This window comes from Streptococcus sp. 2018162, assembly GCF_019754175.1.
Classification (GTDB): domain Bacteria; phylum Bacillota; class Bacilli; order Lactobacillales; family Streptococcaceae; genus Streptococcus; species Streptococcus hashimotonensis.
This window is the reverse complement of the sequence record NZ_JAIJZP010000013.1, coordinates 21,563-46,199: the sequence shown is the minus strand read 5'-3', so window position 1 is coordinate 46,199 and position 24,637 is coordinate 21,563. Positions and strand designations below refer to the sequence as shown.

Here is a 24,637-nt window from a genome sequence, read left to right as displayed (position 1 = left end):
TTTCTTTTTTATTAAGAAGGCTTATGAGTTGCTATGGATAGATCTACTCTTTTTCAGTAAATTTTCCTTGTTTTTTTGTTTTCTATGTGGTATACTTAACAAGTTAATTAAAAGGTTAAGGGGATGCCTATGAATCGTATTGCATTAGAAATTGAGAAGTACCTGCACGAGATTGTTTTGAGTTCGGAGAATCAACTGGAGATTTTGGTTGGTTCTTGTCAAAGCACGGTGAAGTTGACGAATACGCAGGAGCATATTTTGATGCTTATTGAAAAGGCTGCATATACTAATACTGAGATTGCTAAGGAGTTGAATGTCAGTCAGGCTGCGATCACGAAGGCTACAAAGTCATTAGTTGCTCAGGGGTTATTGGTGGCGGTTAGAGATGATAAAGATGCTCGTATTGTTCGCTTTAGTTTGACTGAGGCTGCTAAGCCTATTGCTGCAGAGCATGCTCATCATCACGCGCATACCTTGGAAGCTTATGAAGAGCTTTTGGAAAATTATAGTCTCGAAGAGCAGGAGTCAATTGCTCGATTCTTAAGTGAGTTAGTGGAGAAGATTAGAAAATAAATGAGATATATTACTGTGGAAGACTTGTCGTTTTACTACGACAAAGAACCGGTTTTAGAACATATTCATTATTATCTTGATAGTGGGGAATTTGTGACTTTGACTGGTGAGAATGGCGCAGCCAAGACAACCCTCATTAAGGCGACTTTGGGGATATTGAAGCCCAAACAGGGGAGGGTTTCTATTGCTGAGAAGAGTATAAAAGGTAAGAAGTTAAGAATGGCCTATTTACCTCAGCAAATTGCAAGTTTTAATGCTGGTTTTCCGAGCACGGTTTACGAATTTGTAAAATCAGGGCGTTATCCTCGACAAGGTTGGTTTCGTCGTTTGACAGCCCATGATGAGGAACATGTTCGGATTAGTTTGGAATCAGTTGGAATGTGGGAACATCGAGATAAGCGCTTAGGTGCTTTGAGTGGTGGGCAGAAGCAACGCGCGGTTATTGCGCGTATGTTTGCCTCTGATCCAGATATTTTTATTCTGGATGAACCGACAACAGGGATGGATGCAGGGACCAAGGATGCTTTCTACCAGCTCATGCATCATTCGGCTAAGAAGCATGGAAAGTCGGTTTTGATGATAACTCATGATCCCGATGAATTGAATAAATACGTTGATCGTAATATTCACCTAGTTCGTGATCAACAGTCTCCTTGGCGTTGTTTCAATGTTCATGAAGCGGATGAGGAGGTTGCCAATGTTTGATCTATCTGTATTTCATTATGACTTTATGCAGCGTGCTTTCCTGGCAATCATTGCGATGAGTCTGTTCTCGCCTATTTTGGGGGTCTTTTTGATACTCAGACGACAGAGTTTGATGTCGGATACTCTTAGTCATGTTTCGTTGGCGGGGGTTGCATTTGGTTTGGTATTGGGGATTTCACCAACGCTTTCGACTGTTCTTGTCGTTATTGTGGCAGCTGTATTTTTAGAGTATTTGCGGACAATTTACAAGAATTTTATGGAAATTGGGACGGCTATCCTCATGTCGACTGGTTTGGCTATTTCGCTCATTGTCATGAATAAATCTGGTGGGAAATCAGGGCTTAGCCTGGAACAATATCTGTTTGGCTCGATTGTGACGATTAGTCAGGAGCAGGTAATTGCTTTGTTTACGATTGCTGTGATTGTCATTGTGCTGACATTGTTGTTTTTACGTCCGATGTATATTCTTACCTTTGATGAGGATACGGCATTTGTAGATGGGTTGCCTGTACGAGCTATGTCCATTGCCTTCAATGTGGTGACTGGTGTTGCCATTGCCTTAATGATTCCTGCGGCAGGTGCTTTGCTGGTTTCAACCATTATGGTTCTACCTGCTTCTATTGCATTGCGACTTGGTAAGAGTTTTAAAGCTGTTATCTTTACTGGGATGGGCATTGGCTTTTTTGGAATGGTCATGGGCTTGCTGACTTCTTACTATGCAGAAACCCCAGCGAGTGCAAGTATTACCTTGATTTTCATTAGTATTTTCTTACTGGTGAATGTTGTTCAAAAATTTAAAAAATAAGGAGTTAAGATGAAAAAAGTTGGTTTATTATTCTTGTCTGTCTCAGCTTTGCTTTTGGGGGCTTGTGGCAATAGCACAGCTTCTGAAGATGAGAAGTTGAATATTGTAACGACCTTTTATCCTGTTTATGAGTTCACCAAGCAGGTGGCAGGTGATGAGGCAAATGTTGATCTGTTGGTTAAGGCTGGGACAGAGGTTCATGGTTATGAGCCGTCAGCCAAAGATATTGCTCGTATCCAAGAGGCTGATGCTTTTGTTTATGAAAATGAAAATATGGAAACATGGGTTCATGATGTTGAAAAATCACTTGATACAACAAAGGTTAATGTGATTAGTGCGACGGAAGGGATGCTTTTGTTACCAGGTAGTGAAGAAGGTGAGGATCACGACCATAGTGAGGAGGGGCATAGCCATGCTTATGATCCGCATGTATGGTTGTCTCCTGAGCGTGCCATCACACTTGTAGAAAATATTCGTGATAGTTTGGTAGCTAAATACCCAGAAAAGAAAGATGCTTTTGAAACAAATGCGGCAGCCTATATTGAGAAATTAGATGCTTTAGATATGAAGTATTCTGAAACATTATCTGCTGCGAAACAGAAATACTTTGTTACACAACATACTGCATTTGCATATTTGGCTTTGGACTATGGTTTGAAACAAGTTTCTATTACAGGTGTTGCTGCAGATGAGGATCCGACTCCATCACGTCTAGCAGAATTGACAGAGTATATCAATAAATATGGTATTAAGTATATCTATTTTGAAGAAAATGCGTCAAAATCTGTTGCAGAAACACTTGCTAAAGAGACTGGGGTTCAGTTGGACGTTCTTAATCCTCTTGAAAGTTTGACGGATGAGGATATGAAAAATGGTAAGGATTATATTTCTGTTATGGAAGATAATCTGACTGCCCTTGAAAAAACAACTTCCCAAGAAGGTTCTGAAATTTTGCCAGAAGAAGGTGCTGAGACTGCGCAAACTGTTTATAATGGTTATTTTGAAGATAGTGCCGTAAAAGATCGTACTCTTTCAGATTATGCAGGTGAGTGGCAATCTGTTTATCCATACTTGCTTGATGGTACACTAGATCAGGTCTGGGATTACAAGGCTAAGATCAAAGGTGGTATGACAGCTGAAGAGTACAAGGCTTATTACGATACAGGCTACAAAACAGATGTTGATCAAATTAACATTACAGATAATACCATGGAATTTGTAGTGGGAGATAAGAAAGAAAAATTCACGTATAAGTATGTGGGTTATAAGATTTTGACCTACAAAAAAGGAAATCGTGGTGTTCGTTTCTTGTTTGAAGCAACGGATGCAAATGCTGGTAACTATAAGTATGTTCAATTTAGCGACCACAATATTGCCCCTGTTAAAACAGGTCACTTCCATATCTATTTTGGTGGAGAGAGCCAAGAAAAACTTTTGGAAGAATTGGAAAACTGGCCGACATACTACCCTGTTGGTTTGACTGGTTTGGAAATTGGTCAGGAAATGCTGGCTCACTAAGAATAATGAGAAGACTGGGCAAGATGTTCAGTCTTTCTTCTTGACATTTTTTGACTACAAATGTAAACTAAAGTTAGAAAATGATTGTTGGGAGGTGAATGTGTGGAGCAGACAATTTCTGCTGCGGAGTGGCAGGTCATGCGGGTCTTGTGGGCCTATCCTGGTGCAACTTCTCAGGAAATTATTCAGGCTTTGCAGGAAGGCTTTGATTGGCAGGCGACGACCATTAAGACACTTTTAGGGCGGCTGCGGAAGAAAAACTATTTGAGAATGGCTAAGGAAACTAGCAAGTACCACTACTACCCGCTGATCAGTGAAGAGGAACATTTGCAGGGGCAGGTGGAGCTCTTACTAGCTACCATATGTTCCACAAAACAGGGGCAACTGGTTGAAAAACTGCTAGACACAGGGACATTTTCCAAAAAAAGCCTTGAAAATCTAGCCAGCAAAATCTCGCAGTTACAAAGGACTGCACCCGAGCAAATCGCTTGTCGGTGTTTGGCGGGGCAATGTACCTGCGGGCATCATGCAAAAGGAGAAAGAATATGAAGCAAACTTTGAAATTGAAAAACTTATCGTGCCAAAACTGTGTCAAGCACGTGACCAAACACCTCTTGGAAATGGATGGGGTGGAAGAGGTGAAAATCCAGCTGGAAGAGCAGTTGGCGGAGGTGGAAACCTCTGTGGCCTATGACTTGGAACCAGTACCAAGAGGTGCTGGAAGATACGATCTATGAAGTGGAAGAGTTGATATAAGTGAAAAAGCAGCCGTCGAGCTGCTTTTTATAATGCTTTGAGAAAGTGAGTCAGATCCAGTTGCACTTGTGCAAGTGAAATTTGGTCCCAGAAGCTGTCTGATTGCAAGCGTGGAATCAGGTGGACATGGAAATGGGTGCCAGCATCAAACAAGCGATCGTTGCAGGCTATGGTCACGCCGTCAATTGCCAATATTTGACAGAGTTTTTCAGTCAACAAGACTTCCAAGTCTGATAGCTCATAGCGAACAGCAGGAGGGACTTGGCTGAGCGTGTCATAGTGTTCCTTGCTGATAATCAGCAGATGCCCTGTTTGGACAGGGTCAATGTCCCAGACGACCTTGAAATGCTCCGTCTGGTAGAGAATGTCATTTTCATTGAGTTGGTGACAAAAAATACAGGTCATGTCATTTCTCCTAGGTTAGCAGAAAAGGAAATCACATAGGATTTCCTTGAAAAATATTAATAAGTCAAAACTGAATATTTTTTCTTCCCACGACGGATAACGGTCAACTCGCCGTCGATTTTGTCGCTGTCAGACAGTGTGTAGTCCAAGTCTTGCACACGCTCGCCGTTGACATAAATCGCACCATTTGCTACGTCCTCACGAGCTTGGCGTTTTGAGGTGACAATACCAGAGGTAACCAAGAGTTCCACGATGTTAAGGTTGTCTTCAGCCTGTACAGCATAGTTTGGAACGTTGCTAAGGCCCTGTTTGAGTTCTTTTGCAGATAGATTTTTGATATTGCCAGCGAACAATTGCTCGGTGATGTTAAGGGCTTGTTTGTAAGCTTCTTCACCGTGAACCAATGTCACGACTTCCTTAGCCAAAATCTTCTGAGCTAGGCGTTCATGACGGGCAGCGTCAAATTTTTCTTCAATCTCAGCGATCTCATCTAGTGACAAGAAGGTAAAGATTTTCAAGAAACGAACGGCGTCGTCGTCCATGACATTGAGCCAGAATTGGTACATTTCATACGGTGAAGTCTTGTCGGCATCTAACCAAACAGCGTTGCCTTCTGACTTACCAAACTTCTTACCAGTTGAGTCTGTGATGAGAGGAACAGTCATCACGTGACCAGACTTGTCAGCCTTGCGACGAAGCAATTCAGTACCAGCTGTCATGTTGCCCCACTGATCAGAACCACCGATTTGCAGGGTTACATTGTGCTTGTCATTGAGCTCGTAGAAGTCATAACCCTGCATGATTTGGTAAGCAAACTCGGTGTAGGAAATCCCTGTTTCAATCCGTTTTTTCACAGAGTCCTTGCTCATCATGTAGTTGACTGTGTAGTATTTACCAACATCACGGAGGAAGTCGATAAAGCTGATGTCTGAGAACCAGTCGTAGTTGTTGACCATTTCGGCCTTGTTGTCACCATTTTCAAAATCCAAGAAGCGAGAGAGTTGACCTTGGATTTTATCAACCCAACCGTCTACGGTATCTTTGGTTTGCAAGCTGCGCTCCGCATCCTTGAAGGAAGGGTCGCCAATCAGACCAGTAGCTCCACCAACTAGAGCGTAAGGTTTGTGCCCTGCTAATTGCAAGTGACGGCAGACGAGGATTGGTACCAAATGCCCCAAATGCAGGCTGTCGGCAGTTGGGTCGTAGCCAGAATAATAGGATACTTGCCCTTCTGTTAATGCTTTTACTAGGGCTTCTTCATCAGTCGTTTGAAAGACCAAGCCACGTGCTTTTAGTTCTTCAAAAATGTTCATGCGTTTCTCCTTCAACAAGATGCTTTGGTTTTTGAGTTTTTTACAAGCTAAAACCGCATCTCACCATTAAAAAATTCTCTCCTATTATACCATGAAATTGCGGAAAATAAACAAAATTTGGTATAATGGAACGATAAGGAGTTAATATGGCGACTAAATCAGATAAGCAAGATTTTAAAAAGAAAATCAGTGCCCTAGGCTTAGGGGATGCAGTGGGAGTTTTCCTTCGGACGCTGAAATTATTATTCAATTCAGTAGCTGTCTTGGTCTTCCTATTCGGTCTTTTTGGTGCGGGTATAGGAATTGGTTTCGTGGTTAGTCTTTTCGATGATGTTAAGATTCCCAAAACAGAGGAACTGGTAGCGAAGGTTTCAGAAGTTAGTCGGATTTCCACCGTTACCTATTCGGATGGTAGCTTGGTGTCGGAAGTTAATTCAGATTTGCTTCGTGTACCCATTACTTCGGAAGAGGTCTCTAATTATCTAAAACAGGCTGTAATTGCGACAGAGGATGAAACATTTGAAACCCACAACGGGGTTGTGCCTAAGGCTGTTTTGCGTGCGGCACTGGGATCAGTTGGTCTAGGCTCATCTAGTGGTGGTTCAACCTTGACGCAGCAATTGATAAAACAGCAACTTGTCGGAGATGCTCCAACCTTTACGCGTAAAGCTAATGAGATTGTTTCGGCTTTGGCATTAGAGCGGAATATGACCAAGGAAGAGATTTTAACCATTTACCTAAATGTTTCTCCATTTGGTCGAAATAATCAGGGACGAAATATTGCAGGGGTAGAAGCTGCGGCTCAGGGAATTTTTGGTAAACCAGCGAAAGACTTGACTGTTCCGCAGGCTGCTTTTATTGCAGGCTTACCGCAAAGTCCGATTGTTTATTCTCCCTATGCATCAGATGGAACACGTAAATCAGATGAAGATATGGTTTACGGTATTGAACGCTATCAAGATGTTCTCTTTAATATGTATCGGGCGTCATTCTTGACCAAGGAAGAATACGAAACCTACAAAGCTTACGATATTAAACAAGATTTTATTGCTCCAGCTCCTGTAATGGCGGATACGAAAGATTATCTCTACTACGAGGTCATGGAAGAAGCGCAAGAGGTTATGTTTGATTATCTGGTAAAACGCGATAAGGTTTCTGAAAATGACTTGAAAAACGATGAAACTAAGGCTTCCTATGAAGAATTGGCTAAGCAAGAATTGAGTCAGGGCGGCTATACGATTAAGAGTACCGTTGATCAAGGAATCTATGCGGCAATGCAGTCTGTTGTGGCAAACTATGGATCTGTTTTGGATGATGGAAACGAATATGTCGAGACAGGTAGTGTGTTAATTGATAATGCCACAGGAGCCATTTTAGGATTTGTGGGTGGTCGTGATTATGCAACCAACCAGAATAACCATGCCTTTGATACTCTTCGTTCGCCAGCTTCAACCATCAAGCCTCTGTTAGCTTACGGTATTGCGATTGATCAAGGTTTGATAGGTTCTGCCAGCATCCTTTCAGATTATCCAACGAACTTTTCAAGTGGACAACCGATTATGTATGGTTCAGGACGTGGTACTGGCATGATGAACTTACAGACGGCTATTGACCGTTCTGTTAACATTCCTGCTTTTTGGACCTATAAGATGATGAGAAATGCAGGTGTAGATGCCAAAGCGTACATGGATAAAATGAATTATCATATTCCTATGTATGATATTGAAAGTGTACCGTTGGGCGGTGGTGTTGAAATTTCAGTATTGACAAATACCAATGCCTACCAAACTTTGGCAAATGGTGGTGTTTATAATAAACATTACATTGTTGAAAGCATTACTGCCTCTGATGGAACAGTAGTGTATCAGCATGAAGCTGCTCCGGTTCAGGTCTATTCTAAAGCAACTGCAAGTATTATGAACCAGCTTTTGAGACAGGTTGTCAACTCTGGGTATACTACGACGTTCAAGAGTCGATTGAGTGGTTTAAACCCACAGGCAGCATCGTCTGATTTCGTCGGTAAGACGGGAACAAGTAATGAAGTCAATGACGTGTGGCTCATGCTATCGACCCCTAGAGTAACTTTAGGTACATGGGCTGGGAATGATGATAACTCAGAAATGTATGTCTGGACTGGCTACCACAATAATTCACAATATGTGGCCCATATGGTTGATGCTCTTTACAATGTTAATGCGGATATGTTCGCAGGAAAATTTGAGTTAGACAGTAGTGTTATTGCTTCTAGCGTCGTTGCTTCTACAGGTCAACGTGCAGGGACGACACAGGTAAATGGGCGCCAAGTAACAGTTGGCGGTGCGATGACAACTAGTTATTGGGCTAAAAATGGTGCACCAGTAACGAGCTATAACTTCATGGTTGGGGGGACAGATAGTGACCGAGCACAGGCTTGGAATACAATTATCGGCTCGCAAACACCTACATCAAGTAGCTCAACCCAACGAAGCAGTTCGACTCGGACTAGCACGAGTTCTTCAGCTAATAACACGAACCAATCATCAGAAACGCAAACAGCAACTAGTGAGCAAGCGAATAATGAAACACCTTGATTTTTCCTAGTACTTGTGCTATAATAGTGTAAATTATTTGTCGTGTGTCTTGTTTGAAATATTGTCCAGACAAGGCTTGCAGCAGTTAAATCAAACTTTTTCAAGGGAAGATTTAGCTGCTCTTTTTGTGTCTATGAGGAATTTTTTTGAGAATTGTTACCTATTCTTAAAGATTCTAAAAATTCTAACAAAAGGCAAATGTGTTTGATTTTGCAGAAAAATCAATAGAAAAATAGAGGAGAATTAACTTGGCAGGACATGAAGTTCAGTACGGTAAGCACCGTACCCGTCGTAGTTTTTCAAGAATCAAGGAAGTTCTTGATTTACCAAATTTGATTGAAATCCAAACGGACTCTTTCCAAGACTTTTTAGATTATGGTTTAAAAGAAGTCTTTGAAGATGTACTTCCAGTTTCAAACTTTACGGATACCATGGAATTGGAATTCGTTGGTTATGAATTGAAAGAACCTAAATATACATTGGAAGAGGCGCGTGCGCATGATGCGAACTACTCAGCTCCAATTTATGTAACTTTCCGTCTGGTGAATAAAGAAACTGGCGAGATCAAGACGCAAGAAGTCTTCTTCGGTGAGTTTCCAATCATGACTGAAATGGGTACCTTCATCATCAACGGTGCAGAGCGTATCATCGTTTCTCAGTTGGTTCGTTCACCAGGTGTCTACTTCAATGATAAAGTAGATAAGAACGGTAAAGTAGGTTATGGTTCAACGGTTATCCCTAACCGTGGAGCTTGGTTGGAATTGGAAACAGATTCAAAAGACATTGCCTACACTCGTATTGACCGTACGCGTAAGATTCCATTCACAACGCTTGTTCGTGCGCTTGGTTTCTCAGGCGATGATGAAATCTTTGACATCTTCGGTGATAGCGAATTGGTTCGCAATACCATCGAAAAAGATATTCATAAAAACCCAGCAGATTCTCGTACAGATGAAGCACTTAAGGAAATCTATGAGCGCCTTCGTCCAGGTGAACCAAAGACAGCTGAAAGCTCTCGTAGTCTTTTGACAGCTCGTTTCTTTGATCCACGTCGTTACGACTTGGCACCTGTTGGTCGTTATAAAATCAATAAAAAACTCAACCTTCGTACTCGTTTGCTCAACCAAACACTTGCTGAGCATGTGATTAACGGTGAGACAGGCGAAATCGTCTTGGAAGCTGGTACTGTATTGAGTCGTGATGTGCTTGAAAAAGTAGAAGCACAATTCGATGAGCTCAACTTGGTAGAATATATTCCAAATGACAACGCTGTTCTTCTTGAGCCAGTTCTTTTACAGAAATTCAAGATTGTAGCTCCTAAGGATCCAGAACGTGTTGTGACGGTGATTGGTAATGCGAATCCAGCAGAAAACGTACGTACAGTAACACCTGCGGATATCTTGGCTGAAATGAGCTACTTCCTCAACTTGGCTGAGGGTCTTGGTCGTGTAGATGATATTGACCACTTGGGTAACCGTCGTATTCGTGCCGTTGGTGAATTGCTTGCTAACCAAGTACGTATCGGTTTGACTCGTATGGAACGTAACTTGCGTGAGCGTATGTCTGTTCAAGACAATGAAGTATTGACGCCACAACAAATCATCAATATCCGTCCTGTTACAGCCGCAATCAAAGAATTCTTTGGTTCATCACAGTTGTCACAGTTCATGGACCAACACAACCCACTTTCTGAGTTGTCTCACAAACGCCGTTTGTCAGCCTTGGGACCTGGTGGTTTGACTCGTGACCGTGCTGGTTATGAGGTTCGAGACGTTCACTACACTCACTATGGTCGTATGTGTCCGATTGAAACGCCTGAGGGACCTAACATCGGTTTGATCAACAACTTGTCTTCTTACGGACACCTCAACAAGTATGGTTTCATCCAAACACCATACCGCAAGATCGACCGTGCAACTGGTACAGTTACAAACGAAATCGTTTGGTTGACAGCGGATGAAGAAGATGCCTACATCGTAGCACAATCAACATCACCTCTTGATGAAAACAACCGTTTCGTTGATAAGATTGTAATGGGACGTCACCAAGGTAACAACCAAGAGTTCCCAGCAGATTCAGCAGATTTCATGGATGTTTCTCCTAAGCAGGTAGTTGCCGTTGCGACAGCATGTATTCCTTTCTTGGAAAACGATGACTCCAACCGCGCCCTCATGGGTGCCAACATGCAACGTCAGGCTGTTCCATTGATTGATCCAAAAGCACCTTACGTTGGTACTGGTATGGAATACCAGGCTGCCCACGACTCAGGTGCAGCAATCATCGCTCAACACGATGGTAAGGTTGTCTACGCAGATGCGGACAAGGTAGAAGTGCGTCGTGAGGATGGATCGCTTGATGTCTACCACATTTCTAAATTCCGTCGTTCAAACTCTGGTACTGCCTACAACCAACGTACCCTTGTAAAATTGGGCGACATCGTAGAAAAAGGCGACTTCATCGCAGATGGACCTTCTATGGAAAATGGGGAAATGGCTCTTGGTCAAAACCCTATCGTTGCCTACATGACGTGGGAAGGTTACAACTTCGAGGATGCGGTTATCATGTCTGAACGCCTTGTGAAAGACGATGTCTATACATCTGTTCACTTGGAAGAATACGAATCAGAAACACGCGATACCAAGTTAGGCCCTGAAGAAATCACTCGCGAAATTCCAAACGTTGGTGAAGATGCTCTTCGCAACTTGGATGAAATGGGTATTATCCGTATCGGTGCGGAAGTTAAAGAGGGCGACATTCTTGTTGGTAAAGTCACACCAAAAGGTGAAAAAGATCTTTCTGCTGAAGAGCGCCTCTTGCACGCAATCTTCGGTGACAAGTCACGTGAAGTACGTGATACATCTCTTCGTGTACCTCACGGTGCCGATGGTGTCGTTCGTGATGTGAAAATCTTTACTCGTGCCAACGGTGATGAATTGCAATCAGGTGTTAACATGTTGGTTCGTGTTTACATCGCTCAAAAACGTAAGATCAAGGTTGGAGATAAGATGGCCGGTCGTCACGGTAACAAGGGTGTCGTTTCACGTATTGTACCTGTTGAGGATATGCCATATCTTCCAGACGGAACACCAGTTGACATCATGTTGAACCCACTTGGGGTGCCATCACGTATGAACATCGGTCAGGTTATGGAACTTCACTTGGGTATGGCGGCTCGCAACTTGGGCATCCATATCGCAACACCAGTTTTCGATGGTGCAAGTTCAGAAGACCTCTGGTCAACTGTTAAAGAAGCAGGTATGGATTCAGATGCCAAAACCATTCTTTACGATGGACGTACAGGTGAGCCATTTGACAACCGTGTATCTGTCGGTGTCATGTACATGATCAAGCTTCACCACATGGTTGATGATAAACTTCACGCCCGCTCAGTCGGACCATACTCACTCGTTACCCAACAGCCACTCGGAGGTAAGGCTCAGTTTGGTGGTCAGCGTTTCGGTGAGATGGAGGTTTGGGCCCTTGAAGCCTACGGTGCTTCAAACGTCCTTCAAGAAATCTTGACTTACAAGTCAGATGATGTGACAGGCCGTCTTAAAGCCTATGAAGCCATCACCAAAGGTAAACCAATTCCAAAACCAGGTGTTCCAGAATCATTCCGCGTTCTTGTCAAAGAATTGCAATCACTTGGTTTGGATATGCGTGTCCTTGATGAAGACAACAATGAAGTAGAATTGCGTGACCTTGATGAAGGTGAAGATGATGACATCATCCACGTAGATGATCTTGAAAAAGCACGTGCAAAAGCCGCAGCTGACGCAGCCGCAGCCTTTGCAGCAGAAGAAGCAGAAGGCAAAGAATAATGAGAATGGATGGAACAAGTTGGTCCAAATCTCAGAACTGAAAGAGATAAGGACCAACGGTCTTCCATCGTCTGATTTATAGAGGAATAGCTTACCAGCTATCCATTCTGCTGATTATTGTTCAAGAATTTGAGGTCTGGGAATCCAGCCTCTCACAAGAAAAGAAAGGGATTATTAGTGGTTGACGTAAATCGATTTAAAAGTATGCAAATCACGTTAGCTTCACCAAGTAAGGTTCGTTCATGGTCTTACGGTGAGGTTAAAAAACCTGAAACAATCAACTATCGGACACTTAAACCAGAACGTGATGGACTCTTTGACGAAGTCATCTTTGGTCCAACAAAAGACTGGGAGTGTTCATGTGGTAAATACAAGCGTATCCGTTATAAAGGGATTACTTGTGACCGCTGTGGTGTTGAAGTGACTCGTGCAAAAGTACGTCGTGAACGTATGGGACACATTGAGTTGAAAGCACCAATTTCACACATTTGGTATTTCAAAGGGATTCCAAGTCGTATGGGCTTGACCTTGGATATGAGCCCACGTGCCTTGGAAGAAGTTATCTACTTCGCAGCTTACGTGGTGATCGATCCGAAAGATACACCGCTTGAGCACAAGTCAATCATGACTGAGCGCGAGTACCGTGAGCGTTTGCGTGAATATGGTTATGGTTCATTCGTTGCTAAAATGGGTGCAGAAGCCATTCAAGACCTCTTGAAACAAGTCGATCTTCCAAAAGAAATCGCAGCTTTGAAAGAAGAATTGAAAACAGCTTCTGGTCAAAAACGCATTAAAGCAGTTCGTCGTTTGGATGTATTGGATGCATTCTACAAATCTGGTAATAAGCCTGAGTGGATGATTCTCAATATCCTTCCAGTTATTCCACCAGATTTGCGTCCGATGGTTCAGTTGGATGGTGGTCGTTTTGCCGCATCAGACTTGAACGAACTCTACCGCCGTGTTATCAACCGTAACAACCGTTTGGCACGTCTTTTGGAACTTAATGCTCCAGGAATTATCGTACAAAATGAAAAACGTATGCTCCAAGAAGCTGTGGATGCTTTGATTGATAACGGTCGCCGTGGTCGTCCAATCACAGGACCAGGTAGCCGTCCACTTAAATCACTCAGCCACATGCTTAAAGGTAAGCAAGGACGTTTCCGTCAAAACTTGCTTGGTAAGCGTGTTGACTTCTCAGGACGTTCCGTTATCGCCGTTGGTCCAACGCTGAAAATGTACCAATGTGGTGTGCCACGTGAAATGGCAATCGAGCTCTTCAAACCGTTTGTTATGCGCGAAATCGTTGCCCGTGATATTGCTGGTAACGTAAAAGCTGCAAAACGTTTGATTGAACGTGGGGATGATCGTATCTGGGATATTTTGGAAGAAGTGATCAAAGAACACCCAGTTCTTTTGAACCGCGCACCTACCCTTCACCGTTTGGGTATCCAGGCTTTTGAGCCAGTTCTGATCGATGGTAAAGCCCTTCGTTTGCACCCGCTTGTCTGTGAAGCCTACAACGCCGACTTTGACGGTGACCAGATGGCGATTCACGTTCCATTGTCAGAAGAAGCACAAGCAGAAGCACGTATCCTTATGCTTGCGGCAGAACACATCCTTAACCCTAAAGATGGTAAACCAGTCGTAACACCATCTCAGGATATGGTTTTGGGTAACTACTACTTGACCATGGAAGATGCTGGTCGTGAAGGTGAAGGTATGGTCTTCAAGGATGCGGATGAGGCTGTTATGGCTTACCGCAACGGCTATGTTCACTTGCATACCCGTGTTGGTATTGCAACAGATAGCCTTGATAAACCTTGGAAAGACAACCAAAAACACAAGGTCATGATGACAACTGTCGGAAAAATCTTGTTCAACGCGATTATGCCAGAAGGTCTTCCATACTTGCAAGAGCCAAACAATGCTAACTTGACAGAAGGAACCCCTGATAAATACTTCTTGGAACCAGGATCAGATATCAAGGCTGCTATTGCAGAATTGCCAATCAACCAACCATTCAAGAAGAAAAATCTTGGTAACATCATCGCTGAAATCTTCAAGCGTTTCCGTACAACTGAAACATCAGCTCTGCTTGACCGTTTGAAAGACTTGGGTTATTATCACTCAACACTCGCTGGTTTGACAGTGGGTATTGCGGATATCCCAGTTATCGACAACAAGGCTGAAATCATTGAAGAATCTCACGAACGTGTAGAACAAATCAAGAAACAATTCCGCCGTGGTATGATTACTGACGATGAGCGTTATACAGCTGTTACAGATGAATGGCGTTCAGCTAAGGAAAAATTGGAAAAACGTCTGGTTGAAAAACAAGATCCGAAGAACCCAATCGTTATGATGATGGACTCTGGTGCCCGTGGTAACATTTCCAACTTCTCCCAGTTGGCCGGTATGCGTGGTCTGATGTCAGCTCCGAACGGACGTATCATGGAATTGCCTATCTTGTCTAACTTCCGTGAAGGTCTTTCTGTATTGGAAATGTTCTTCTCAACTCACGGTGCCCGTAAGGGTATGACGGATACGGCCTTGAAGACAGCCGACTCAGGTTATCTGACTCGTCGTTTGGTTGACGTTGCCCAAGACGTTATTATCCGTGAAGACGACTGTGGAACAGACCGTGGTCTTGACATCCGTTCAATCACAGATGGCAAGGAAATGATTGAGCCACTTGAAGAGCGTTTGCAAGGTCGTTACACTAAGAAAACTGTTAAACATCCTGAAACAGGTGCCGTTATCATTGGTCCAAACCAATTGATTACTGAAGATATTGCCCGTGAAATTGTCAATGCAGGTGTTGAACAAGTAACCATCCGTAGCGTATTTACATGTAACACTCGTCACGGTGTCTGCCGTCATTGTTACGGTATCAACTTGGCAACAGGTGATGCGGTTGAAGTGGGTGAAGCAGTTGGTACGATTGCAGCTCAATCTATCGGTGAACCTGGTACACAGCTTACAATGCGTACCTTCCACACGGGTGGTGTAGCCTCAAACAGCGATATTACGCAGGGTCTTCCTCGTGTCCAAGAGATCTTTGAAGCCCGTAATCCGAAAGGGGAAGCGGTTATCACTGAGGTTAAAGGTGAAGTTATCGCTATTGAAGAAGATGCTTCTACTCGTACCAAGAAAGTCTTTGTTAAAGGTAAAACTGGCGAAGGCGAATATGTGGTTCCATTTACAGCCCGTATGAAGGTTGAAGTTGGTGACCAAGTTGCGCGTGGAGCAGCCCTTACCGAAGGTTCTATCCAACCAAAACGCTTGCTTGAAGTCCGTGATGTCTTGGCGGTTGAAACTTACCTTCTTTCTGAAGTTCAAAAAGTTTACCGTAGCCAGGGTGTAGAAATCGGCGACAAGCACATCGAGGTAATGGTTCGCCAAATGCTTCGTAAAGTTCGTGTCATGGATCCAGGAGATACAGATCTTCTCATGGGTACCCTCATGGATATTACCGACTTTACAGATGCCAATGCGGAAGTGGTTATCGCTGGTGGTATTCCGGCAACAGCTCGTCCAGTTCTTATGGGTATCACAAAAGCGTCCCTTGAAACCAACTCATTCTTGTCTGCCGCATCCTTCCAAGAAACAACTCGCGTTCTTACAGATGCAGCCATTCGTGGTAAACGTGATAACCTTCTCGGTCTTAAAGAGAATGTTATTATCGGTAAGATTATCCCAGCAGGTACAGGTATGGCCCGCTACCGTAATCTTGAACCACAAGCCATCAATGAAGTTGAAATCATTGAAGACACAGTAGCTGAAGAACTTGCAGCAGAAGCAGAACTTGCTGCTGTAACTGAATAAATTAAGATGGCACATCTCTCTTTGAGGGATGTGCTTTTTGATATTCGGAAAGAAACATATATATGACTTGATAAGGAATTAACAAGCAGAATGTTTTCTTAAATCATACAATTTCGATATAATGTGTACGAAAAAGGAAGTAATATTATGTATCAAGTTATTAAAATGTATGGAGATTTTGAACCCTGGTGGTTCTTAGATGGTTGGGAAGAGGATGTTACCAGTAGGGCTGCTTTTGATCGCTATGAGGATGCACTGAATGCCTTTCAAAAAGAGTGGGTACGGCTATCAGAGGATTTTCCAATGAAGAAAAGTAAGAATGGAACGATGGTGGCTTTTTGGGATGAATCAGACCAGCATTGGTGTGAGGAATGCGATGAATATTTGCAGCGGTATCATTCGCTGATGTTGGTAGAAGCGAGAGAAAATTTACCTGCGGGGTTTGCTACTAAACCGGTGCAACAACCGCGAGTTCGCCCTTGCAAGCTAAGACAAGGAAAATGTGTCAACTATGATTCATAAAAGGATTGCCCTAGTGAGCAATCCTTTTTAGCTGAATCTGATAGAAAAGGCTTCGGTGTCGAGCTCCACTTGACCACCGATGGTAATGGTAAACAGAGGCTGGGTATGGGCAAAGTCCAAATCGTAGAGAACAGGAACTTTTTTGAGAATAGGGTGCTTGTCCAAAATCGCCAACAAAATCTCCTGGGTCATCTTGGTCTCCTTAGGAAAACGACCGAAGACAAGGGCTTGGGGATTTGGATAGGCTTGTAGAAGAGCTGTCAAATGACGAGCGATAATGAGATAATCGTCGTCTTCCGCCTCTTCTAAAAATAGAATATATTTGTCTGGTCTGGGTGCAAACTCTGTCCCAGTCAGTAGATTGAGGGTTGAGATGTTTCCGCCGATGGCAATACCAGAGGCCTGGCCTGGATTATATACTTTCCATTCTGTTGGGTAAAAGGTGCGAGGGGCGTCTGGTAGGTACCAGGCGTCGCTAGACCATTCAGGACTAGGCGTCAAATCATAGGAGTCTTGTGTCACAGCCTTGAGCCAGGCTTCTGTTTGATACTGTTGCCCCAAATCCATTTTGAAGCTTGAATAAGCTGGACCCATGTAGGTTTGCATGCCTGTCTTGGCGTAGATGGCATTGAGCAGGGCGGTCGTATCCGAATAACCGCAGAAAATTTTCGGATGGCGGGCGATTAGGTCAAAATCCAGATAAGGTAGCAGTTCGTTGCAGTTGACACCGCCAATGGTTGTCAGAATGGCATCGACCGACTCATCCGCAAAGGCTACTTCCAAGTCCGCAACACGACTGGCAATCGGAGCCGAATCAAAAATATCGTTTTCAAAATAATGTTCTGAGAAAGTGAGTTTGAAGCCCAGTTCTTCCAGTTTTTCCTTGGCAGCAAGATTGGCTTTAAAACCACCGATTCTTTCAATAGATGAAGAGGGACTGACTACGCGTATGTGGTCGCCTTTTTTTAATCTTTTCATAAGAACCTCCAAGCTTTTTTATTATTTTAACAAAAAAGTATGGAAAATCAAGTTTCCTTACGAATTGATAGTGTGAGGAGGTTGTATGATTCAAGAAAAAGCAAGAAAGATGATTGAAGAGGCGGTGGCAGATAGGGTCAGTGACATCTATCTGGTTCCTCGTGGTCAGGGCTATCAAGTCTACCATCGTATCATGGACGAGCGAGAGTTTGTGCAAGACTTGGCTGAGGAGGAAGTAACAGCCATTATCAGCCATTTCAAGTTTTTAGCAGGTTTAAATGTTGGTGAAAAACGCCGTAGCCAGCAGGGTTCCTGTGACTATGATTATGGTAGCGGAGAGATTTCACTTCGCTTATCAACTGTCGGTGATTATCGTGGCAAGGAAAGTCTGGTTATCCGCCTGCTCTATGACAATGACAAGGAACTCAAGTTCTGGTTTGAGGCGGCCGAGCGGCTTGCAGAAGAAATCAAGGGACGAGGGCTCTACCTTTTTTCGGGTCCAGTCGGCTCTGGTAAGACCACACTTATGTACCATCTTGCCAGGCTGAAATTCCCAGACAAGCAGATTTTGACCATCGAGGATCCTGTCGAAATCAAACAGGAGGACATGCTGCAACTCCAGCTCAATGAAGCCATCGGAGCCACCTACGACAATCTGATCAAACTGTCCCTCCGCCATCGACCAGACTTGCTCATCATTGGTGAGATTCGGGATGCAGAAACCGCTCGAGCAGTCATTCGAGCCAGCCTGACGGGAGCTACCGTTTTCTCAACAGTTCATGCAAGGTCTATTTCAGGTGTCTATACCCGTATGTTAGAACTAGGTGTCAGTCCTGAGGAGTTAAACAATGCCCTTCAAGGTATTGCTTATCAACGTTTGATTGGGGGAGGAGGTGTAGTAGATTTTGCAAAGGGAAATTACCAAAACCATTCCGCAGACCGGTGGAATGCGCAAATTGATCGCCTTTTTGCAGCAGGACATATCAGTCTTCGGCAGGCAGAAACAGAAAAAATTGCCCTTGGTTCGCCAGCGTAAGGTCATTGAGCTTTTCAATAATCTTTTTGCTAGTGGTTTTCATTTGGGGGAGATTGTTGATTTCCTCAAACGCAGTCAGCTTCTGGCAGATCCCTATACCCAGGTCTTGTCAGACGGGCTGTTAGCAGGCAAACCCTTTTCAAGTTTGCTGGCGGATTTGCGGTTTTCAGATGCGGTGGTCACACAGGTGGCTCTGGCAGAAGTTCATGGCAATACCAGCCTCAGTTTGAGCCATATCCAGTCCTATCTGGAAAATGTCAGCAAGGTTCGTAAAAAGCTGATTGAGGTGGCGACCTACCCAATTATCTTACTAGGTTTTCTGCTCTTGATTATGCTGGGTTTGAAAAATTATCTTCTGCCCCAGTTGGAGGAAGGCAATGCAGCGACCGTGCTGATCAATCATCTACCGACCATCTTTTTATCCCTCTGTGGACTTAGTTTGGTGGCGGTCTTAGCTGGTCTTGTTTGGTTTCGCAAAACCAACAAAATCAGGGTCTTTTCCTGCTTAGCAACTCTGCCATTTTTCGGAAAACTCATCCAAACCTATCAGACGGCCTATTACGCCAGGGAGTGGGGGAGTTTGATTGGGCAAGGCTTGGACCTGCCGCAGATTGTGGGTTTGATGCAGGAGCAGCAATCGCAGCTCTTTCGGGAGATTGGGCAGGATCTGGAGCAGTCGCTTTCCAATGGTCAGAGCTTGCACGAACACATTAAGACCTATGCCTTTTTTAAGCGAGAGCTGAGTTTGATTGTCGAGTATGGTCAGGTCAAGTCCAAGTTGGGAAGCGAGTTGACAGTCTATGCAGCCGAATGTTGGGAGGACTTTTTCTCTCGGGTCAATAGAGCCATGCAGCTGATTCAACCGCTGGTCTTTCTCTTTGTGGCCTTAATGGTCGTTCTCATCTACGCAGCCATGTTGCTGCCGATTTATCAAAATATGGAGTTGTAAAATGAAAAAATTAATTGAAATGAAGGTAAAAGGGTTCACTCTGGTGGAGATGTTAGTCGTTTTGGGGATCATTAGCCTGCTCTTGCTCCTTTTTGTGCCAAATTTGAGCCAGCAGAAGGATGCTATTCAGAAGAAGGGGGATGCGGCAGTTGTTAAGGTAGTAGAGAGTCAAATGGAGCTCTATGAATTGGAATATGATAAGGAAGCAACGGTGGAGGACTTGCAAAAGGCTGGTTATATTACACCAAAACAAGCGGAGCAGTATGCTACGGCGAAAAAATAAGGCTTTTACCCTGTTTGAAAGCCTGCTGACCTTATTTGTCATCAGCTTTCTGGCAATCAGCCTGTCAGGAACGGTGCAAACGGCCTTTCGGTCTGTTCAGGAAGAGATTTTTCTCTGGGAATTTGAGGCCATCTATAAAGACAGTCAGAAATTGGCAGCCAGTTCCCATCAAACAGTGAACCTTGCTATTGGCGGACAGGAAGTGACCAATGGTTATCAGGCTGTACAGGTACCCAGAAATGTAGAAGTATTGGAAGGGAAGACCATCACATTTGAAGAAAATGGTGGAAATTCTTCTCTGGCCAAGATTCGTTTTCGGCTTAGTCGAAAGACAGTCACGTATCAATTATATATAGGGAGTGGTCGCTATAAGAAAACAGAAGAATAAGGCTTATATTTTGCTAGAAAGTCTGGTTGCCCTTGCGACCCTAGTGACTATTTGCAGCCTGATTTTATCAGCGGTGGATGCAGGTCGTAGGCGACAGGCTTGGGAATTGGAACAACAGGAGATTCTCAATCTAGCACAGATGGCTGTTCAAACCGAGCAAGATAACCTAGCCTTAAACGGTGTTACAGTTCAGGTTCAACGAACAGCGGATAAGATCATTGTTTTCCACGAGGGAAAGGAGGTTCTATCAGTTGTTAAAAAGTAAAATTCCTGCTTTTACTCTCTTGGAATGCTTGGTAGCCTTAGTCATTCTTTCAGGTAGTCTTCTGGTCTTTGAAGGCTTGTCAAAACTGCTGGTCCAAGAAGCGCATTATCAAGGTCAGACCGTTCAAAAGGAATGGTTGATCTTCTCTAGTCAATTGCGGTCGGAGTGGGACCAGGCTGACTTGGTCAAGGTTGAAAATGGCAAGGTCTATGTTGATAAGGGAGGGCAGGCTTTGGCCTTTGGTAAGTCACGGTCGGATGATTTTCGGAAAACAAATGACAGGGGACAGGGCTACCAGCCCATGCTCTATCAGGTGGATAGCGCAGCCATTTCCCAAGAAAACCAGCTGGTGCGCATCGACTTTAGCTTTAAAAACGGGGAGGAGCGGACCTTTATCTATGCTTTTAAAGAAAAAAGTTAAGGCGGGCATCCTGCTCTATGCCCTTTTGATGCTGGCAGTTTTTAGTCTTTTGCTTCAGTTTTATCTCCACCGCCAAGAGGCTGAGAGTCGCTTGGTACAGGTGGCAAGGCAAGAAACGACTGCTTATATCATGGCTCAGATGGTCTTGGACAAGGTCGAGCAGGACTTGCAAGTAGAAAAAATAGTTGCGGGAGCGGCGGTGAATAAAAAGGAAGCAAATTTAACCACAGGTTCTAAGCAGAAGGAGGATGGAGGAAGGGTCTCCTTTCGAGAGGGACAGGCTCGTTATCAACTTAAAGGTGACCAACTATTGGTTGCAGTTGAGTTAACAAGTGATGGTCTGTATACCTATCAATTTCCTTTGGGGCTATCCTCAGAAGGAGGGTGAGTTGACTCGCTCTCTTTTTGGTGCAAAGTCTGTGAATTTTTGATAAGATAAGAGTATGAATTTTGAAAAGATCGAACAGGCTTACGACCTGCTATTAGAAAACGTACAGACTATCCAAAACCAGCTAGGCACCAATATCTATGATGCCATGATTGAGCAAAATGCTGCTTACGTAGCTGGTCAGCATGAGACAGATCTTGTTGTCAATAATAACAAGACCTTGAAACAACTAGATTTAACCAAGGAAGAATGGCGTCGTGCCTTCCAGTTCCTACTCATCAAGGCCAATCAGACTGAACCCATGCAGTATAATCACCAGTTCACACCAGACTCTATCGGATTTATCCTATCTTTTCTAGTGGACCAACTAGTAGCTACTTCCAAGGTGACGGTTCTGGAAATTGGTTCGGGGACAGGCAATCTAGCTCAGACTATTCTCAACGCCAGCCAGAAAGAATTAGATTATTTGGGGATTGAAGTGGACGACCTCTTGATTGATTTGTCGGCAAGTATTGCGGATGTCATGCAGGCAGATATTTCTTTTGCTCAGGGAGATGCGGTACGTCCGCAGATTTTGAAGGAAAGTCAAGTAATTTTGGGAGATTTGCCTATCGGCTACTATCCAGATGACCAGATTGCCAGTCGTTATCAGGTTGCCAGTCCAAATGAACATACCTACGCCCATCATTTACTCATGGAACAATCCCTCAAATATCTGGAAAAGGATGGATTCGCTATTCTCTTGGCTCCAAATGATTTGTTGACTAGTCCGCAAAGCGATTTACTGAAAGGCTGGTTACAGGAGCAAGCCAATATTGTTGCCATGATTGCCCTGCCACCAAATCTCTTTGGGAAGGCTGCTATGGCCAAGTCTATTTTTGTCTTGCAAAAGAAAGCTGCAAGACCGTTGGCGCCGTTTGTTTATCCCTTACAAAGTCTTCAAGAACCAGAAGCTATTCAGAAGTTCATGCTCAATTTCAAAAATTGGAAGCAAGAGAATGCAATTTAAGTGAAAATCTGTTATACTAGTTAGGAAAACGCTTTAAAAGAGGTAAGATATGTCAAAAACAATTGCAATTAATGCAGGTAGTTCAAGTCTAAAATGGCAACTTTATCAAATGCCAGAAGAAACAGTACTAGCAGCAGGGATTATTGAGCGCATCGGTTTGAATGATTCCATCTCAACAGTTAAGTATGATGGGAAGAAAGAAAGTGAAGTTTTAGATATTCCTAATCATACGGTTGCGGTTAAGATTCTCCTAGAAGACTTGCTTAAACACAACATCATCGCTGCTTACGAGGAAATTACTGGTATCGGACACCGTGTTGTTGCAGGTGGAGAGATTTTCAAAGAATCAGCTGTTATTGGACCAAAAGAGGTTGAGCAAATTGAAGAACTAAGTGCTTTGGCACCGCTTCATAACCCTGCTCACGTAGCAGCAATGCGTGCATTTGAGGAAGTACTACCAGAAGTTTTGAATGTAGCTGTTTTTGATACAGCCTTTCACACTACGATGCCAAAGCATGCCTATCTTTATCCGATTCCACAAAAGTACTATACCGACCACAAGGTTCGTAAGTACGGAGCTCACGGAACTAGCCACTATTATGTAGCGCATGAGGCAGCAAAAGTATTGGGACGTCCGCTTGAGGAATTAAAATTGATTACGGCTCACATCGGAAATGGTGTATCTATTACTGCCAACTACCACGGTCAATCAGTTGACACTTCTATGGGCTTCACTCCTCTAGCTGGTCCAATGATGGGTACTCGTTCGGGAGATATTGATCCAGCGATTATTCCTTACTTGATTGCAAATGTTGATGAGTTGAAGGATGCTGCGGATGTTGTTAACATGCTGAATAAACAATCAGGTTTGCTTGGTGTATCGGGTTATTCAAGCGATATGCGTGACATTGAATCAGGTTTGGAAGCTAAGAACCCAGATGCTGTTTTGGCTTATAACATTTTTATCGACCGTATCAAGAAATTCATTGGTCAATACTTTGCGGTTCTGAATGGTGCGGATGCTATTGTCTTCACGGCAGGTATGGGTGAAAATGCACCGCTTATGCGCAATGATGTAATAGCAGGCTTGTCTTGGTTTGGTATTGAGTTGGATCCTGCAAAAAATGTATTTGGTAACTATGGTGATATTTCAACGCCAGAATCAAAAGTTCGTGTCTTGGTTATCCCGACGGATGAAGAGTTGGTTATTGCGCGTGAAGTTGAACGTTTGAAATAAGAAAAACTAACAGGCAGTCGGAGACTGCCTGTTTCTCTTATAGTTTATATCTTTAGAAAGGTATAGTTTTTAGCAAGTGGTCAAAATATATAGTGTGTGATACAATAGACTGGCAAAGAAATTTGCACAGAGTAGATGGTTTGCGTCAAGTGTATGTGGATGGGATGTTGCCACATAACGAAGCTGATCTTTGCTTGTATCTGATGTCTCCTAGAGTAGGAACATTGGGGTCTGGCTAAGAGTAGCGCGGTAAATCATTGCATCCGCTGTCGAATACACACGACAGCTCCATTTTTTTGAAAAAGGAGCATTTTTTATGGAAAAGAAGATTCCAAAACTAACGGTGCAGTTGTTGACTGCTATTGCGATGACCCTTGCCTTGGTTATGGTTGTGGAGAACTATTTCTCCATTCGGATTTCAGAGACCTTGCAGGTCCAGTTTACCTTCATTCCCAATACTATTTTGGGAGCTATTGCTGGTCCGGTTTGGGCGGCTGTCTTTGCGGCTATTTCAGACCCAGTCTTTGTCTTGTTTAGCGGGCAAACTGTTCTCTTCACTTGGATTTTGATTGAGGCGGTATCGGCTTTTATCTACGGCTGGTTCTTTTATCAGAAGCCGCTGAATATTAAAAACAAAGCTGATTGGCTCTATGTGGCTGGTGTAGTTGTCTTGATTCAGGTTGTGATTTCCTTTATCATGACACCGATTGCCCTCCATTTCCATTTTGGAACTCCTTGGATTGCCTTGTATAGCAGTCGTTTGATTAAGGCTATTTTTGAAATTCCGTTACGCATTGTCGTGACCATGCTTGTCTTGCCAAGTTTACAAAAAATACCTGAATTGGCCAAGTTAATGGGTATTAAATAAAA

General features: G+C 43.5%; 22 protein-coding genes, 1 pseudogene and 1 riboswitch. Of the genes and pseudogenes, 20 read left to right on the top strand and 3 right to left on the bottom strand.

Annotated elements, in window-relative coordinates; all coding sequences use genetic code 11:
• Positions 1-129: 129 nt before the first annotated feature.
• The 6 genes and pseudogenes from K5Q22_RS09370 (at position 130) to K5Q22_RS09345 (ending at position 4,357) form a co-directional block, all read left to right on the top strand.
• Complete coding sequence (locus tag K5Q22_RS09370; protein WP_012774904.1) at positions 130-573, top strand: zinc-dependent MarR family transcriptional regulator; 444 nt, start codon at positions 130-132, stop codon at positions 571-573.
• Positions 574-1,278 carry a metal ABC transporter ATP-binding protein gene (locus K5Q22_RS09365; protein WP_205014134.1) on the top strand — a complete coding sequence of 235 codons (705 nt, stop codon included), beginning with the start codon at positions 574-576 and terminating at the stop codon, positions 1,276-1,278.
• Positions 1,271-2,083 carry a metal ABC transporter permease gene (locus K5Q22_RS09360; RefSeq protein ID WP_002936593.1) on the top strand — a complete coding sequence of 271 codons (813 nt, stop codon included), beginning with the start codon at positions 1,271-1,273 and terminating at the stop codon, positions 2,081-2,083. Before K5Q22_RS09365 ends, K5Q22_RS09360 begins: the two co-directional genes overlap by 8 nt.
• Positions 2,084-2,092: 9 nt before the next feature.
• Positions 2,093-3,601, top strand: a complete 1,509-nt coding sequence (locus K5Q22_RS09355) for a zinc ABC transporter substrate-binding protein AdcA (RefSeq protein ID WP_205014136.1) — start codon at positions 2,093-2,095, stop codon at positions 3,599-3,601.
• Positions 3,602-3,703: 102 nt separating this feature from the next.
• The gene (locus K5Q22_RS09350; protein ID WP_205014138.1) at positions 3,704-4,150 is read left to right on the top strand and encodes a CopY/TcrY family copper transport repressor; all 447 of its coding nucleotides are present in this window, start codon (positions 3,704-3,706) and stop codon (positions 4,148-4,150) included.
• A pseudogene (locus tag K5Q22_RS09345) lies at positions 4,147-4,357 on the top strand (heavy-metal-associated domain-containing protein). The gene K5Q22_RS09350 and the pseudogene K5Q22_RS09345 overlap by 4 nt, the downstream one beginning before the upstream one ends.
• Positions 4,358-4,384: 27 nt before the next feature.
• Here the strand turns inward: K5Q22_RS09345 and K5Q22_RS09340 are convergent.
• The gene (locus K5Q22_RS09340) at positions 4,385-4,762 is read right to left on the bottom strand and encodes an HIT family protein (protein ID WP_205014141.1); all 378 of its coding nucleotides are present in this window, start codon (positions 4,760-4,762) and stop codon (positions 4,385-4,387) included.
• A gap of 56 nt (positions 4,763-4,818) precedes the next feature.
• The gene (gene tyrS, locus K5Q22_RS09335; RefSeq protein WP_205014143.1) at positions 4,819-6,075 is read right to left on the bottom strand and encodes a tyrosine--tRNA ligase; all 1,257 of its coding nucleotides are present in this window, start codon (positions 6,073-6,075) and stop codon (positions 4,819-4,821) included.
• Between the two features lie 146 nt (positions 6,076-6,221).
• Here tyrS and pbp1b point away from each other — a divergent pair, with 146 nt between their 5' ends.
• The 4 genes from pbp1b (at position 6,222) to K5Q22_RS09315 (ending at position 16,813) form a co-directional block, all read left to right on the top strand.
• Positions 6,222-8,645 (top strand): penicillin-binding protein PBP1B, encoded by a 2,424-nt coding sequence (gene pbp1b / locus K5Q22_RS09330; protein ID WP_205014145.1) that lies wholly within the window; start codon positions 6,222-6,224, stop codon positions 8,643-8,645.
• 248 nt (positions 8,646-8,893) lie between these two features.
• Positions 8,894-12,466, top strand: a complete 3,573-nt coding sequence (gene rpoB, locus K5Q22_RS09325; RefSeq protein ID WP_002936570.1) for a DNA-directed RNA polymerase subunit beta — start codon at positions 8,894-8,896, stop codon at positions 12,464-12,466.
• Positions 12,467-12,643: 177 nt separating this feature from the next.
• Positions 12,644-16,291, top strand: a complete 3,648-nt coding sequence (gene rpoC / locus K5Q22_RS09320; protein WP_205014147.1) for a DNA-directed RNA polymerase subunit beta' — start codon at positions 12,644-12,646, stop codon at positions 16,289-16,291.
• Between the two features lie 147 nt (positions 16,292-16,438).
• Positions 16,439-16,813 (top strand): DUF1033 family protein, encoded by a 375-nt coding sequence (locus K5Q22_RS09315; protein ID WP_024385120.1) that lies wholly within the window; start codon positions 16,439-16,441, stop codon positions 16,811-16,813.
• A gap of 27 nt (positions 16,814-16,840) precedes the next feature.
• Here K5Q22_RS09315 and K5Q22_RS09310 read toward each other — a convergent pair whose 3' ends face one another.
• Entirely contained in the window at positions 16,841-17,791 is a 951-nt protein-coding gene (locus tag K5Q22_RS09310) for a S66 peptidase family protein (protein ID WP_205014149.1), read from the bottom strand.
• A gap of 85 nt (positions 17,792-17,876) precedes the next feature.
• On the opposite strand from K5Q22_RS09310, the gene comGA reads away from it, so the two are divergent.
• From comGA to K5Q22_RS09260, 10 genes are all read left to right on the top strand, one after another.
• Positions 17,877-18,827, top strand: a complete 951-nt coding sequence (gene comGA / locus K5Q22_RS09305; protein ID WP_205014151.1) for a competence type IV pilus ATPase ComGA — start codon at positions 17,877-17,879, stop codon at positions 18,825-18,827.
• Positions 18,739-19,776, top strand: coding sequence for a competence type IV pilus assembly protein ComGB (gene comGB / locus K5Q22_RS09300; RefSeq protein ID WP_260619274.1), 1,038 nt, complete (start codon positions 18,739-18,741; stop codon positions 19,774-19,776). Before comGA ends, comGB begins: the two co-directional genes overlap by 89 nt.
• 1 nt (position 19,777) lies before the next feature.
• Positions 19,778-20,059: a competence type IV pilus major pilin ComGC gene (comGC, locus tag K5Q22_RS09295; RefSeq protein ID WP_024385124.1), complete on the top strand. Its 282-nt coding sequence runs from the start codon at positions 19,778-19,780 to the stop codon at positions 20,057-20,059.
• The gene (comGD, locus tag K5Q22_RS09290; RefSeq protein ID WP_205014154.1) at positions 20,040-20,447 is read left to right on the top strand and encodes a competence type IV pilus minor pilin ComGD; all 408 of its coding nucleotides are present in this window, start codon (positions 20,040-20,042) and stop codon (positions 20,445-20,447) included. The genes comGC and comGD overlap by 20 nt, the downstream gene beginning before the upstream one ends.
• A complete protein-coding gene (comGE, locus tag K5Q22_RS09285) occupies positions 20,419-20,712 on the top strand; it encodes a competence type IV pilus minor pilin ComGE (protein ID WP_044752980.1) in 294 nt (97 codons plus the stop codon). The genes comGD and comGE overlap by 29 nt, the downstream gene beginning before the upstream one ends.
• Positions 20,699-21,133, top strand: coding sequence for a competence type IV pilus minor pilin ComGF (gene comGF / locus K5Q22_RS09280; RefSeq protein WP_205014156.1), 435 nt, complete (start codon positions 20,699-20,701; stop codon positions 21,131-21,133). Before comGE ends, comGF begins: the two co-directional genes overlap by 14 nt.
• Positions 21,111-21,521 carry a competence type IV pilus minor pilin ComGG gene (gene comGG / locus K5Q22_RS09275; protein WP_114866114.1) on the top strand — a complete coding sequence of 137 codons (411 nt, stop codon included), beginning with the start codon at positions 21,111-21,113 and terminating at the stop codon, positions 21,519-21,521. The genes comGF and comGG overlap by 23 nt, the downstream gene beginning before the upstream one ends.
• A gap of 55 nt (positions 21,522-21,576) precedes the next feature.
• Positions 21,577-22,530 carry a class I SAM-dependent methyltransferase gene (locus K5Q22_RS09270; protein WP_114866115.1) on the top strand — a complete coding sequence of 318 codons (954 nt, stop codon included), beginning with the start codon at positions 21,577-21,579 and terminating at the stop codon, positions 22,528-22,530.
• A 49-nt stretch (positions 22,531-22,579) separates the two neighbouring features.
• Positions 22,580-23,767 (top strand): acetate kinase, encoded by a 1,188-nt coding sequence (locus K5Q22_RS09265; protein WP_029171182.1) that lies wholly within the window; start codon positions 22,580-22,582, stop codon positions 23,765-23,767.
• A 125-nt stretch (positions 23,768-23,892) separates the two neighbouring features.
• A riboswitch (THF riboswitch) is annotated at positions 23,893-24,038 on the top strand.
• A gap of 45 nt (positions 24,039-24,083) precedes the next feature.
• Entirely contained in the window at positions 24,084-24,635 is a 552-nt protein-coding gene (locus tag K5Q22_RS09260; RefSeq protein WP_074391332.1) for a folate family ECF transporter S component, read from the top strand.
• The last annotated feature ends 2 nt before the right edge of the window (positions 24,636-24,637 follow it).

Excerpts from the sequence above, each read along its gene's own strand:
- pbp1b (WP_205014145.1), top strand. The coding sequence starts at position 6,222 with ATGGCGACTAAATCAGATAAGCAAGATTTTAAAAAGAAAATCAGTGCC.
- K5Q22_RS09315 (WP_024385120.1), top strand. The coding sequence starts at position 16,439 with ATGTATCAAGTTATTAAAATGTATGGAGATTTTGAACCCTGGTGGTTC.
- K5Q22_RS09265 (WP_029171182.1), top strand. The coding sequence starts at position 22,580 with ATGTCAAAAACAATTGCAATTAATGCAGGTAGTTCAAGTCTAAAATGG.
- K5Q22_RS09365 (WP_205014134.1), top strand. The coding sequence starts at position 574 with ATGAGATATATTACTGTGGAAGACTTGTCGTTTTACTACGACAAAGAA.
- K5Q22_RS09270 (WP_114866115.1), top strand. The coding sequence starts at position 21,577 with ATGAATTTTGAAAAGATCGAACAGGCTTACGACCTGCTATTAGAAAAC.
- comGC (WP_024385124.1), top strand. The coding sequence starts at position 19,778 with ATGAAAAAATTAATTGAAATGAAGGTAAAAGGGTTCACTCTGGTGGAG.
- comGD (WP_205014154.1), top strand. The coding sequence starts at position 20,040 with ATGCTACGGCGAAAAAATAAGGCTTTTACCCTGTTTGAAAGCCTGCTG.
- K5Q22_RS09370 (WP_012774904.1), top strand. The coding sequence starts at position 130 with ATGAATCGTATTGCATTAGAAATTGAGAAGTACCTGCACGAGATTGTT.
- K5Q22_RS09360 (WP_002936593.1), top strand. The coding sequence starts at position 1,271 with ATGTTTGATCTATCTGTATTTCATTATGACTTTATGCAGCGTGCTTTC.
- tyrS (WP_205014143.1), bottom strand. The coding sequence starts at position 6,075 with ATGAACATTTTTGAAGAACTAAAAGCACGTGGCTTGGTCTTTCAAACG.
- K5Q22_RS09355 (WP_205014136.1), top strand. The coding sequence starts at position 2,093 with ATGAAAAAAGTTGGTTTATTATTCTTGTCTGTCTCAGCTTTGCTTTTG.
- K5Q22_RS09340 (WP_205014141.1), bottom strand. The coding sequence starts at position 4,762 with ATGACCTGTATTTTTTGTCACCAACTCAATGAAAATGACATTCTCTAC.
- comGG (WP_114866114.1), top strand. The coding sequence starts at position 21,111 with ATGCTTTTAAAGAAAAAAGTTAAGGCGGGCATCCTGCTCTATGCCCTT.
- comGB (WP_260619274.1), top strand. The coding sequence starts at position 18,739 with ATGCGCAAATTGATCGCCTTTTTGCAGCAGGACATATCAGTCTTCGGC.
- K5Q22_RS09260 (WP_074391332.1), top strand. The coding sequence starts at position 24,084 with ATGGAAAAGAAGATTCCAAAACTAACGGTGCAGTTGTTGACTGCTATT.
- K5Q22_RS09310 (WP_205014149.1), bottom strand. The coding sequence starts at position 17,791 with ATGAAAAGATTAAAAAAAGGCGACCACATACGCGTAGTCAGTCCCTCT.
- comGA (WP_205014151.1), top strand. The coding sequence starts at position 17,877 with ATGATTCAAGAAAAAGCAAGAAAGATGATTGAAGAGGCGGTGGCAGAT.